This is a genomic window from Lewinella sp. IMCC34191 (assembly GCF_003390935.1).
GTDB lineage: Bacteria > Bacteroidota > Bacteroidia > Chitinophagales > Saprospiraceae > Neolewinella.
Genome location: NZ_QNQZ01000010.1, coordinates 37,982 through 50,658 on the forward strand (window position 1 = coordinate 37,982; position 12,677 = coordinate 50,658).

Sequence of the window (12,677 nt, forward strand, 5' to 3'; positions counted from 1 at the left end):
GGAAAAGTGTTTTCCGGGGCGTTAAGGCTATCTTATTGTTGATTTAGCTGCAGTAGCGATCGAAGGCCATCTTCAGGTTTTGGGCGATCACTTCGGCGGGACGACCTTCAATGTGGTGCCGTTCGAGGAAGTGAACCAGCTTGCCGTCCTTGAATAAACCGATGCTGGGGCTGCTCGGGGGATAAGGCAGCAGGTGCTCACGTGCCTGGGCCGTTGCGTCCCGGTCGACACCGGCGAATACCGTATACATGCGGTCGGGCTTGGCTTCGTTCTGCACGGCCATTTTCGCGCCGGGGCGGGCGTTGGCGGCCGCGCATCCGCAAACGGAATTGACCACCAGCAGGGCGGTGCCTTCTTCCTGGCTCAGGGCGGTATCGACTTCTTCGGGCGTGGTCAGCGACTCGAATCCGAAGTTGGTCAGGTCTTTAGACATGGGCGTCGTTAGCTCGACTGGGTACATAATCTCTTCTTTAATTGTTGATGATGGGGGCTGCTGTATCTACACTTTGCGTCCTGCTTTGGTTGTACCTGATCTTACCCGTTGCCCGGGGGTTGGACCGTCAAGTACATAGAATTAGTGTTCGCCATCAAATGGATTCTCCTGCTCGTCGGTCCGTTCTGGGATAGGTCTTAATGGGGTATGCTTATTCACTAAGACCCGTCGGCAGACCAGCTTCGCTGGGCGGACGCCTAATGCTGGACGGTCGACTAGTATTCGAACTCCAGTTTTTCGCTTGGGTAGCCGAACAAGCAATCTTCCTTGACCAACTTGGCCACCCGGTCCGGGACCATCTTTTCCCAGCCATCCTGCCCGGCGCGGATCATCTCCAGGACGTCGCGCGAATAGATATGCAGATTATCTCCCTTGAAGTGGCTGATGTCGACGATCTGCCCGCTATCGATCAGGTGGCGGTACAGAAACTTGACGCCCTCCGGAATGGGAACGTTCTCGGCCGTCATCAGATCGGCGCTTCCCTCCTGCTGGGCGGGGTAAACGTACAATTTGACGTTCCGGGTAAAGATCTCCCCGAAGGCCGCCAGCAGCCGGCCGTCCTGGTTGGCGTAGTACTTGTCGCTGATCAGGGTAAGCAGGTCGTTTACGCCTACCACGATACCCAACTGGGAAACCTTGTACAGCGATAGGTACTCGATGAGGTCGCCGTAGCGGTGGTAGTTACTGATGATAACGGTCTGCCCCATGGCGTTTAGGAGCGTAGCGCGGTGCAGGAAGTCCCGCTCGTTCATCTCCGCGCTGTGCTGGAGGTTGTCCAGGGTCAGCTCCGTAAGCAGGAAGCTATTACTCGGATCGATATTCTCCTCGGCGCGGAATTGCCGGTAGCCCGCCTCCAGCATATCGGCGTTGACCAAGGTCGTGGGGCGGAAGCTGCCGCGGACGACCATCACCGCCTTGCGGTAAAGAAATTCGCTGGGGTGGATACTGCGGCCGCGGGGGTCGAACATGGTGATGTCCGTCAGGGCGTGCTTCACCAGCCAGAGACTGAGCAGCCGATTGTCCACCTGGAAGTCCGGACCGCTCAGCACGATCATGTCGATGGCAATCCGGCCCTTGAGTCCATCCAGCAGGCTTTCCACCAGTGACTCCGGATCGTCGTGGAGATGATACACCCCGTAGATCATGTTCACCCCGAGAATACCGATGGCTTGCTGTTGCAGCTGGTTATCGTTGTCCAGCATGCGGGCGTGCAGTAGTAGGTCGTTTGCCCCGCCGTTCGGGCTGAGCTCGAAGCGTAGCCCGAGCCAGCCATTGCCCCGGATGGTGCGGGTATAGTTGATCGCGGCTACCGTATCGGCAAAAACGAAGAAGTTGGTTTCCGGCCGGTCATGGCGGAGGCGGTCCACCATCAGGTCATACTCATGGTCCATCATTTTATGGATACGGCTTTCGCAGACGTAGCGCCCGCTGGGTTCCGTACCGTAAATCTGATCGGAGTACACCTTATCGTAGGCGCTCATCGTCTTGGCGATGGTTCCCGCCGCGGCGCCGACCTGAAAGAAATGCCGGGCCACCTCCTGCCCCGCGCCGATTTCGGCGAAGGTGCCATAAATCTTAGGGTTCAGGTTGATCTCCAGGGCTTTCTGTTCGGTTTCAAGTAGCTGGCGGGGCATGGGTCAGGACGATTTGTAGAGTACAAGGTACAAAGTCGAACGTGGCCGCCAACCGCTTTAGTTCGCTAGCAGCAGTGCCTCCAGTACGGCCGCCGCCGACCAGGTACGGTTGTTCGCCTGTTGGAGTACCAGGGAGCGGGGGCTGTCCAGTACGCTATCCGCGACGACCACGTTGCGCCGTACGGGCAGGCAGTGCATGAAGTAGGCGTCGTTGGTCAGGGCCATCTTCGCGTCGTCGACCAGCCAGTCGGTACGGTCGGTAGTGGCGCCGTAGGGTTCGTAGGCCGACCAGTTTTTCGCGTAGACAAAGTCGGCGCCCTTTAGGGCCTCGGATTGGTCGTGGCTCACCTCCACGCCATCGGTAAATTCCGGGGCCAGGTCAAAACCCTCGGGGTTCGCTACCACGAGGTCCACTTCTCCCCAGGCGGTCATCCACTCCGCGAAGCTATTCGGTACGGCCTGCGGTAGCTGGCGAGGGTGAGGAGCCCAGGTGAGCACGACTTTCGGCCGCGCGACTTTGCGGTGCTCGGCGATGGTGATGCAGTCGGCCAGGCTCTGGAGCGGGTGACGGGTGCCCGATTCCAGGCTTACGACCGGCACGGTCGCGTACTTTCTAAAGGCGTTGATGATGCGATCCTCGTAGTCGGCGTCGCGGTCTTCCAGCCCGGGGAAGGAGCGGACGGCCAGGATGTCACAATACTGGCTGAGTACGCCGGCGGCTTCCTTGACGTGCTCGGCGCGGTCGAGATTCATCACTACCCCATCCTCGAATTCTAGTTTCCAGCCGCCGGCCATGTCCATCGTGATCACCTGGAAACCCAGGGTGGTACCGGCTTTCTCCGTACTGAGTCGGGTGCGCAGGCTCGGATTGAAGAAGAGATTGATCAGGGTTTTATGCTGCCCGATGTAGCCCACTTCGGTGGCGTGGGTTTTGAAGTAGCGGCCGCGTTCGATTAGCTGATTGATGTCGGTGGCGTCCTTCGCGGATAGAAAATTCTTCATAGTTTGAGTGTATGGGTGGACATGATACGGTACGGCAAAGAAATGTACAGCGGTAGCGGGCCGGTGGTATTCAACTCTACGGTCGCTTTCAGTAGCTCAGCGGATAGCGCTTATTTCTCGCCGGCGGCGATGGATGGAAGAGCATGATTTTACTAGATTGCATCCTACGGATGCCGCAGATCAAACAAGCCTCAGCGTTCGACACCGCCCAGCGAGGGCACTGCGGTAAAGGCCTCCACTACCCGGTCGCATTGCTCGCGCGTAAAGTTCAGGGGCGGAAGCAAACGGATCGTGTTCGGGTCCTTGGCGGAACCGGTGAATACCCGATGCTCAAAGAGTAATTTTTTCCGAAGTGGTCCGATCGGTTCCTCCAACTGCAGGCCGATCATCAGACCATGGCCGCGCACTTCGCTGAACACACCGGTTTCGCGCATCGCCTGCATCAGATAGTTACCCTGCTCTACCGCATTGTTAAGCAAGCCTTCCTCCTCGATCACGTCCAGTACGGCAATACCCGCAGCGCAGGCCAGGTGGCTGCCGCCGAAAGTCGTACCCAGCATACCGGATTTCGCCTCGATTTCCGGGGCGATCAGGACGCCGCCGATCGGGAAGCCGTTGCCCATGCCCTTGGCCATGGAGATGATGTCGGGACGAACCTTGCTGTGCTGGAAGGCGAAGAACTTGCCGCTCCGTCCGTAGCCCGACTGTACCTCGTCGAGGATGAGTAACGCACCATTGTCGTGGCAGAGATCGGGCAGCGCCTCCAGGTAGTCGGCGTCGGGTACGTGGATGCCCCCGATGCCCTGAATGCCCTCGATAATGACGGCCGCCACGTCGCCCTTCTCCAATTCCTGCGCTACGGCGCCCAAATCGTTTATCTCCAGAAAGGTGACCGGGTAATTTCTATTGATCGGGGCTTTGATCGCCTCGTTATCCGTTGCGTTGACGGCCGCGGACGTCCGCCCGTGGAATCCGCCCTTGAAGGCGATCACGCGGTTGCGTCCGGTCCGGAAGCTCGCCAGCTTCAGGGCGTTTTCGTTGGCCTCCGCCCCGCTGCTCACCAGGAAGAGCTGGTAATCATCCAGTCCGGAGAGTTTGCCCAGCTTGTCGGCCAGTTCCTGCTGCAGGGGATTTTCCACGCTGTTGCTATAGAAACCCAGCTTGGCTACCTGCTCCGAAATCATCTTCACGTAGTGCGGGTGCGCGTGGCCGATGCTGATCACCGCGTGCCCCCCGTAGCAGTCGAGGTACCTCGTTCCGTCTTCCGTGAATACGTACGCCCCTTCGCCGCGGACCGGCTCGATGGGGTATAGGGAGTAGACGTCGAAGAGTTGCATGTTCAAGGGGATAAGGGGTGAAGGAGATAAGGGGTAAAGGTGGCGGACGTCATCGCCCGGCTTGTCTGCCGAAGACCGCTGTGCGGCTTCGTCCGCCGAGTTCGACCGAGCCTAAAACATCGAGGCCTTAAGCCTGAGTCCCTGGTCTTCCGGCAGGCCGAGGGCCAGATTCATATTCTGTACGGCCTGACCGCTGGCGCCCTTCAGGAGGTTGTCAATGGCTGAGGTGACGAGCACTTTGCTGCCGTGCTTTTCGACCTGCACGAGGCCCTTGTTCGTATTGACCACCTGCTTCAGGTTGATCGTTTCGTCGGTGACGTGGGTGAAGGCGGCGCCCTGGTAGAAGTCGCGGAAGTTCTGCCGTAGTTCCGCTTCGGAGCGATCCGTTTCCAGGTAGCAGGTCGCTAGAATACCACGGGCGAAGGGGCCGCGGACGGGGAGGAAATGGATGTTATCGGTTGCTACCCGTCCGACCTGCCCGGCGCTGCGGCCAATCTCCGCCAGGTGCTGGTGATCGAAGGCTTTGTATACACTTACGTTGGCGTTCCGCCAGCTGAAGTGGGTAGTCGGGGACGGACTTTGTCCAGCGCCCGTGCTGCCGGTGATGCCGTTGACGTGTACTTCTCCCTCGGCGAGTCCGGCTGCGGCCAGGGGTAACAGCGCCAGCTGGATGGCCGTGGCGAAGCACCCGGGATTGGCGATGCGTTTTGCCCCCTTGATGGCTTCCCGATTAATTTCGGGCAGACCGTAGACCCAGCTTTCGTCCATTCGGTAGTCGGTACTCAGGTCGACCACCAACTGGCTCTGCTTCGGGCGGTGCGCTTCCACCCAGCCGCGCGACTTGCCGTGTCCCATGCAGAGGAAGATGACATCCACCTCGCCGAGGGCCGTGCCGGAAGAACCGGTAAACCGAAGGTCCGTGTCGCCGATGAGGTCGTCATGTACTTCGGTGACGGCCTTTCCCGCCTGGCTGCCGCTTTCCACGAAGGCGATCTCTACCCCGGGGTGGTTCACCAGGATGCGTAGTAACTCGCCGGCCGTATATCCTCCCCCGCCGATGATGCCTATCCGTTTCATTTCTTGTCTTGTACCGCGTTACGGATGCGCCCGGGGACGCTCATGATCTTGGTGAAGCCGCGGACGTCCTCGCCCGACCAGCCTTTATTCATCTCCCCGTAGGAACCGAAGCCAGCGCCCAGCAGGTCGTCGTTGGAGGTGATGCCATCGAGTTGGAAGCGGTGCGGATGCAGGGTAACGTGTACCGTGCCGTTCACCGTGGTCTGCGAGCTTTCCAGGAAGGCCTCCACGTCGCGCATGACCGGGTCCAGGAACTGCCCCTCGTGCAGCATCATGCCGTACCAGTTGCTCAGTTGCTCCTTCCAGAAGAGCTGCCACTTGCCCAGCGTATGCTTTTCCAGTAGGTGATGCCCCTTGATGATAAGCACCGCGGCTGCCGCGGCAAATCCTACCCGGCCCTTGATGCCGATGATGGTATCGCCCACGTGTACGTCCCGCCCGATGCCAAAGGGGGCGGCCAGTTTTTCCAGGGCCTTTATGGCGGCTACGGGCCCGTCGAACTCCTGGTCGTCAAAGCCGGTGAACTGCCCCTCCGTGAAGTGAAGATCCAGCTTGCGGGCCTCGGTCTCGGTGACCTGCACCGGCCAGGCGTCCTCGGGAAGCGGCTTGTTGCTGGTCAGCGTTTCCGCTCCGCCGACGGAGGTGCCCCAAAGACCGGCGTTGATGCTGTACGTACCCTTTTTTTCCGGCCACTGCAAACCGTGCTTGGCCAGGAAATCGACTTCCTCCTGCCGCGACAGCTTCAGGTCGCGTATGGGCGTGATGATCTCCAGCTCCTTACCGCTCAGTTCAAAGGCGAGGTCGAAGCGTACCTGGTCGTTACCGGCCCCCGTACTTCCGTGGGCGACCCCGTCGGCGCCGATCTCCACGGCGTAGCGCGCGGTGGTCATGGCCTGGAACATGCGTTCGGCACTCACTGACATCGGGTAGGTCTGGTAGCGCAGGCAATTTCCGTATACCAGGTACCGCAGGCACTCGTCGTAGTATTCACCCGTAACGTCGACGCTCTTGTAGGAGGCAGCGCCGAGGCGCAGGGCCCGGGCTTCCATTTCCTTGATCTCCTCCGCGGAGAATCCACCGGTATCTACCGTCAGGGCGTGAATCTCGTAGCCCTGTTCGGTGAGGTATTTGACGCAAAAACTGGTATCGAGGCCACCGGAGTAAGCCAGAACGATCTTCTTCAAAATTATGCTGGTTTTGGGACTGGGAGCGGTCCCCCAATCGTACATCGTAAATCAAATATCGTAAATCGTCTATCCTTAGCCTTCCACGATCATATCGGTCAGGTCCACCTCCATCTTTTTGGCTTCCACGGCGCTGGGGGCCATCATGGCGGTGCACAGGCACATCCGGCGCTGATTGCGCTCCAGGATATCGTAATTCGGGCAGGTTTTGCAGCCGCCCCAGAAGGCATCGTCCTGGGTCAGTTCGCTGAAGGTGACGGGGCGGTAGCCCAGGTCGCTGTTGATCTTCATGACCGGCAGGCTGGTGGTGATCCCGAAGATCTTCGCTTCGGGATACTTCGTGCGGGACAGCTTAAAGATCGCGGCCTTGATACGACGCGCCAGTCCGTGGCGACGAAATGCCGGGTTGACGATCAGGCCGGAATTGGCCACGTACTTGCCGTGCTCCCAGGTCTCGATGTAGCTGAACCCGCCAATCTCACCGTCGACCAGTGCAATGATGGCCTTACCGGTAAGCATCTTTTCTTCCACGTATTCCGGCCTCCGCTTGGCGATTCCGGTGCCGCGCGCCTTGGCGGATTCTTCGATCAGGTCACAAATGGCCCGGGCGAACACGGTATGTTCCGGCTGGGCAACCAGTATCTTGATTTGCATAGGAGGGGAGAAAAGCACGACCGGTGGAGAATCGGGTCGTTGGGGTAATTGGAAATGGGGTATCGGGAGGAGGGTGGCTGTCACAGCCAGTGCTTCCGGGTCCCGGACGGGACGGAAAGCGTATTAAATCCTTCGCCTAAGGAGACGGATGCGGGTCGATACCTGTTGCATGCTGCAAAGTTAGGGTAAATAATACGATAAGGGACCCCCGGAGTTCATTTTGCGGCGGGGCGCAGGTAAAATGCTTTTTCATTAGCGACCGTAAATAAAGAAGCCGGGCCACCCTACGTAGGACGGCCCGGCTCCAAGCGACGAGTAACCAATGGTTACCGCTTTAGGAACTGCTTGCTGTAAACTTGCTGGTTTACGATCAGCGTCAGGTTATAAACCCCGGCGGGTAGCTGGCTGACGGGCAGCACGTTGCGTTCTCCGTTGTAGCGCCGACTGCTGATTAACCGACCTTGTGCGTCGGAAAGCAGAACGGTAAAGTCACGGACGCCGGCGTCGCGGTTGATGATATTCAACGCTTCGACGGCGGGGTTGGGGAAGAACTCGAAGTCCAGTCCGCTCCGTTCGATCGGTTCGGCCACGCCGACGGGAGCGACGCTACCCAGCTCCAATGCACCGATATCCGGTAGCTCATCCCGCGTATTTCCGTAGAGGTCGATTTCGGGAACGAGTTCACCGGTAGTCCCGGCATCGACGAGGGGATTACCGGCGACATCCAGCAATTCGACGTTCGGATATTCGGACTCCCGGTCGTCCTGTAATGGATCGACGAAGATGTCTTCGGAGGATACATCCGTATCCACGATGTCCTGCTCGGTCGTGAATTCCAAGTAGTCGGATAGCTCGTTGTTGAAGAAGTTACCACCCAAGGAGATGACGCTGATGGCTCCGAAACCGGTTTCGTCTTCGGTATCGCCTACGTTCTCTTCAAACCCGAGGCTTTCCTCATCGCGGGCTTCCATTACGAAGGCGTTGTTCTGCAGCGTCAGGGTAATGGAATTGGTATCGGCATTCGTACCGCCGGGCTGGTAGAGGGCCACGGCGTTTCCGACGGAGGCCGGGCTGTCGTTCGTAGCCGGGCTTCCCGCGTCGAGGTTGTTGTAGAAGGTATTGTTGACCAGGTAATTGTCAAGCTCGGCACCAACGATATTACTGCCGTTAATGATCAGGCCACCGCCGCTGCCGCCGCCTACTTCAACGCGGTTGCCGATGAGCAGCGAATTGCGCATATCGATGGAACTGCTGAAGAGGTTGATGGCACCCCCCTGTCCTTCTGTGGAGTTGACTACGAACAGTCCGCGTTCAATCGTTAGCCGGGGCTCGTCGTCCGTGTTGTAGAACACGATAGGGACATTATCGATGGTATCCCGTACCACCGTCCGGGTGAAGTTAATGGCTCCCCCCGCCGAGGCGCCGGAGTTGCCCAGAAAGTCCGTATTATAGACGCGTAGATCGAGGCCGTTCACGACTTCAATCGCACCGCCCCCCGCTTCGCTCGCCGTATTCCCGAGAAAGGCCGAGTTCCGGATGTCCATCAGGGGGTTAAGTCCGGCGTTGCCCGATGCGTAGATAGCGCCGCCTCCACTGATGAATTCGTCACTCGTTACGGTGTTTCCTTCGAATTTACAGCTATCGATCATGACCGTATCCGGTAGGATGCCGGCATCGAGCCCGGCCCAGATGGCCGCCCCGCGAACCATGCTCGGACCCGTTGAAGCCCCACCGTTTCGGTTAAAGTGACTCTTTACGACCCGGAAAGTCTTTCCCCCCGAACCTAGGTAAAGCGACCCGTTATTGGATTGATTATTGGTGAATTCGCAGTGGGCGACCGTAGCCTTTTCCGACAGGAAGAGAGCGGCTCCGCCGAAGGATGGAGCTGAGTTACTGAAGAAATCACAGTTCGTAACCATGGTTTCGGTCGTACTTACCCCCGCGGTACCCTGGATAAACACAGCCCCGCCGGCGCCGCCGCTGGAATTGGCCTGAAACAGGCTATTGCTGATGCTTACATCCATGGTGTCGGCAAAGTAGAAAATGGCCCCACCAGCTCCGCCGGACACGTTGCGCAGGAACTGGCAGTCGTCAACGTACGCCTCAAAGACGCGTTGCGTACTGCTGTTTTGAAAGTAGAGCGCGCCGCCCAGACCGGCGGAAACGGCACCGGCACCGTCCGTGAAGCTGCTTCCGGTAATCCGGTGGCTCATGTTATTCAGGAAGATGGCGCCCCCCCAGGCCTCGGAGGTTACGTTGTCGAAGGTACAGTCCTCGACTACGAAATCCATCATATTCGCCGGCAGGCCCGGAGCCAAACTGCCATCGATCGTTGCATATAGAGCGCCACCGGTATAAGCCGAAAGGTTCGTAAAGGTGGAATTGGATATGCGATGGCGGATGCTGTTGATGAACAGGATAGCGGCTCCGGAAGCGGATGCCGATCCTTGCAGGTTGGAGAAGCTACAATTGTCTACCATCAGGTTGTTTGCCTGGTTGACTTCAATGAAGCCAGAGGATGGGTTGGTTCCGTTGGTGCCGGTAAACGAACTGTTCGTGAAGCTGATCGAATCGGTTGCCCGGACGTAGTGCGCGCCAGCCATATCGATATGGTTTCCCTCGCTCGTAATATTATCAAAGGATGAGCCGATGGCGGTGGCAAAAAGTTGGGCCGTAGCGGATCCGAACGAAGCTCGGTTATCGGTGAAGACGGTCCGGCTGATGGCCGTTTTGGCTTCCGAATAAATGCCGCCGCCCGCGTAGGGGATCAGCGTCGTATCGCCCGGAAAGTCTGCAGCGATCACGCCGTGGCTGATCGTTACGCCGTCAATGGTAACGGTGAACCGACTGGTAGCCGCCGTATCGATGATTTCGAGTACGCGGTTGTTGTCTACGGCCAGCAAGCTGTCGTAGCTGCCGGCTATATCGTTACCGTCGATGTCCCCACTGAGTACGACGACATTCGCCGCGGGGTCGGCGGCGGTAGCTTCCGTTTCGGTACCGGCGAATCCTCCGTAGAGCGATAGCTCCCGGTCGATGAAAAAGGCCGAAGTGTCCGGCGTTACGTAGGTACCGGCGGCAATCCACAGATCGCTCCCCGCATCGGCACTGTCGAGTGCCATCATCAGATCGGAATAGGCGTCGGCCCACGAGCTTCCGTTGTTGGCGCCGGTGGCATCGGCGTCTACGTACACGACTTGCGCCTGTACGGCGAGCGCCGTAAACAGCAACCCGATTGAAAGTAAAATTTTTGGCATAGCGGATGTTTAATGGTCGGGAAGTCCCCAGTGGCAGGTCGATCGGCGAGATCAATCCATCGGGTCAATATTACACTTACCCTACAAGAAAAAGAAAATTTTTGGGCTGACGGCGTCGGTCGGACAATATAAGAAACCCCTCATTGCTGGCTATGAGGTAACCAACTGCCCCCGGCGTATCTTGAGATGGACCCGACTTCGCCCCATGCCGCACTGCTTCCCCCTGACCGCTCTATTCTTTCTATTCACCCACGTGCTTGTGGCCCAGGATACCTTCGATTTGATTATCCGCAATGGTCTGTTATACGATGGCTCGGGCGCGCCACCCCTGCGTGCCGACCTGGCGATCCGGGGGGACTCCATTGCCGCTATTGGTCAAAAACTCGGTACGGCCGACCGGATCATGGACGCCGAAGGCATGGCCGTAGCTCCCGGATTCATCAACATGCTCAGCTGGGCTAACGAAGCCCTACTGGTCGACGGTCGGGGCCAGAGCGATCTCCGCCAGGGAGTGACCCTGGAAGTGATGGGCGAAGGAAGTTCCATGGGCCCGCTTAACGAGCGTATGAAACGCGAGATGCAAGATGACCAGCAGGACCTTCGCTACGACGTCACCTGGACTACGCTGGGCGAATACCTTCAACACCTGGAGGCAAAAGGTGTCAGCGTGAACGTGGCGTCCTTCGTTGGCAACGGCACCCTGCGTAAGCACGTGATCGGCTACGAGGCCCGCGAGGCCACCCCGGAAGAATTGGACGAAATGCGCCGGCTCCTGGCCGAAGCCATGAAAGAGGGAGCCGTCGGCGTATCTTCTTCCCTACTCTACTCACCGAGTATGCACGCTGGCACTGAAGAGCTGACGGCCCTTGCCCGGGAAGCCGCGGATCACGGGGGGATGTACATTTCCCACATCCGCAACGAGGGAGATGATCTGTACGCGGCCGTACAGGAGTTGATGACCATAAGTCGAAACTCCGGGGCCCGCGCCGAAATCTACCACTTGAAGTCCAGCGGCGAGCAAAATTGGGAAAAGTTGGACAGTGTCATCCGGTGGATCGACCGCGTCCGTGCGGAAGGACTTCCCATCACGGCGGATATGTACACCTACAATGCCAGTTCGACGGGGCTTCACGTACAACTGCCCGAGTGGGTACGCAAGCAGGGCGTCGATAGCATGCTCGACAGTCTCCGAGACCCCGGCGTCCGGCAACGGGTCGTGCGGCAGATCACCTTCCGAAATCCGCCCGAAAGCATTCTCTTTGTCGGATTCAAAAACCCCGCCTTGCGGCGATATACGGGCTGGCGGCTCAGTGAGATTGCTATAGAAAGGGGCGTGTCTCCGCAGCAAGCAGTCGTCGATTTGATCCACGAAGACGATAGCCGGATCCAGGTCGTCTACTTTTCCATGTCGGAGGAAAATATCAATCGAAAAATGCAGCAGCCCTGGATGAGCTTCTGCTCCGACGCCGGCGCTTACACCAATTCGGGCATTTTCGTTGAGCGGAGCACCCACCCCCGGGCTTACGGATCGTTTATCCGGGTACTCGGTCACTTCAGCCGCGACCTCAGGCTGTTCCCGCTGGAAGAGGGTATTCGCCGGCTCACCTCCCTGCCCGCCGAAAACCTGCGACTACAGCGAAGGGGTCAACTCAAGCCCGGCTACTTTGCCGACGTCGTCATCTTTGATCCCAATACCGTCGGTGATCGCGCCACCTTCGCCGAGCCGCATCAGTACGCCACCGGCGTGCGCGACGTTATCGTAAACGGATGCATCTCCTTGGAGAATGGCGAGGCCACCGGCAATGCTTGCGGTCGCTTCGTGCGTGGACCGGGGTACACGGGTAATCGGTAAGTATTTCAATTGCCAAGTCAAGCTTTCCGTGCGTTTGGAATACGATCGTGTAGGCAAGTGAGTCTTCCAAGCTCGTGGAAAAGGGTCTGGACCTAAACGACCAGAGCCTGTCCGGGCTTCGAGGGCCACCACAAGGGTTGACCGATCGAAGCGCGAACAGGCTCTGCCATCATTCAGGCCCGCGGGC

9 protein-coding genes are annotated in these 12,677 nt (G+C 58.6%); 1 reads left to right on the forward strand and 8 read right to left on the reverse strand.

The window, feature by feature from the left end; genetic code table 11:
* Positions 1-43 precede the first annotated feature (43 nt).
* From DRW39_RS17720 to DRW39_RS17755, 8 genes are all read right to left on the reverse strand, one after another.
* Positions 44-460 (reverse strand): BrxA/BrxB family bacilliredoxin, encoded by a 417-nt coding sequence (locus DRW39_RS17720; protein WP_116108420.1) that lies wholly within the window; start codon positions 458-460, stop codon positions 44-46.
* Between the two features lie 248 nt (positions 461-708).
* Positions 709-2,127 (reverse strand): TonB-dependent receptor, encoded by a 1,419-nt coding sequence (locus DRW39_RS17725; RefSeq protein ID WP_116108421.1) that lies wholly within the window; start codon positions 2,125-2,127, stop codon positions 709-711.
* Positions 2,128-2,184: 57 nt separating this feature from the next.
* Positions 2,185-3,129, reverse strand: coding sequence for an N-acetylornithine carbamoyltransferase (locus DRW39_RS17730; protein WP_116108422.1), 945 nt, complete (start codon positions 3,127-3,129; stop codon positions 2,185-2,187).
* 191 nt (positions 3,130-3,320) lie between these two features.
* The gene (locus DRW39_RS17735) at positions 3,321-4,466 is read right to left on the reverse strand and encodes an aspartate aminotransferase family protein (protein WP_116108423.1); all 1,146 of its coding nucleotides are present in this window, start codon (positions 4,464-4,466) and stop codon (positions 3,321-3,323) included.
* Between the two features lie 111 nt (positions 4,467-4,577).
* Entirely contained in the window at positions 4,578-5,543 is a 966-nt protein-coding gene (argC, locus tag DRW39_RS17740) for an N-acetyl-gamma-glutamyl-phosphate reductase (RefSeq protein ID WP_116108424.1), read from the reverse strand.
* Positions 5,540-6,727, reverse strand: a complete 1,188-nt coding sequence (locus DRW39_RS17745; protein ID WP_116108570.1) for an argininosuccinate synthase — start codon at positions 6,725-6,727, stop codon at positions 5,540-5,542. The genes argC and DRW39_RS17745 overlap by 4 nt, the downstream gene beginning before the upstream one ends.
* Before the next feature lie 75 nt (positions 6,728-6,802).
* Positions 6,803-7,381, reverse strand: a complete 579-nt coding sequence (locus tag DRW39_RS17750) for a GNAT family N-acetyltransferase (RefSeq protein ID WP_116108425.1) — start codon at positions 7,379-7,381, stop codon at positions 6,803-6,805.
* Positions 7,382-7,707: 326 nt separating this feature from the next.
* Positions 7,708-10,638: a T9SS type A sorting domain-containing protein gene (locus tag DRW39_RS17755; RefSeq protein ID WP_116108426.1), complete on the reverse strand. Its 2,931-nt coding sequence runs from the start codon at positions 10,636-10,638 to the stop codon at positions 7,708-7,710.
* 205 nt (positions 10,639-10,843) lie between these two features.
* On the opposite strand from DRW39_RS17755, the gene DRW39_RS17760 reads away from it, so the two are divergent.
* Positions 10,844-12,490, forward strand: coding sequence for an N-acyl-D-amino-acid deacylase family protein (locus tag DRW39_RS17760; RefSeq protein WP_116108427.1), 1,647 nt, complete (start codon positions 10,844-10,846; stop codon positions 12,488-12,490).
* Positions 12,491-12,677: the final 187 nt, after the last annotated feature.

Bases quoted from the DNA above. Each gene is read 5' to 3' on its own strand.
- DRW39_RS17720 (WP_116108420.1), bottom strand. From the start codon at position 460: ATGTACCCAGTCGAGCTAACGACGCCCATGTCTAAAGACCTGACCAAC.
- DRW39_RS17760 (WP_116108427.1), top strand. From the start codon at position 10,844: ATGCCGCACTGCTTCCCCCTGACCGCTCTATTCTTTCTATTCACCCAC.
- DRW39_RS17755 (WP_116108426.1), bottom strand. From the start codon at position 10,638: ATGCCAAAAATTTTACTTTCAATCGGGTTGCTGTTTACGGCGCTCGCC.
- DRW39_RS17735 (WP_116108423.1), bottom strand. From the start codon at position 4,466: ATGCAACTCTTCGACGTCTACTCCCTATACCCCATCGAGCCGGTCCGC.
- DRW39_RS17730 (WP_116108422.1), bottom strand. From the start codon at position 3,129: ATGAAGAATTTTCTATCCGCGAAGGACGCCACCGACATCAATCAGCTA.
- DRW39_RS17750 (WP_116108425.1), bottom strand. From the start codon at position 7,381: ATGCAAATCAAGATACTGGTTGCCCAGCCGGAACATACCGTGTTCGCC.
- argC (WP_116108424.1), bottom strand. From the start codon at position 5,543: ATGAAACGGATAGGCATCATCGGCGGGGGAGGATATACGGCCGGCGAG.
- DRW39_RS17725 (WP_116108421.1), bottom strand. From the start codon at position 2,127: ATGCCCCGCCAGCTACTTGAAACCGAACAGAAAGCCCTGGAGATCAAC.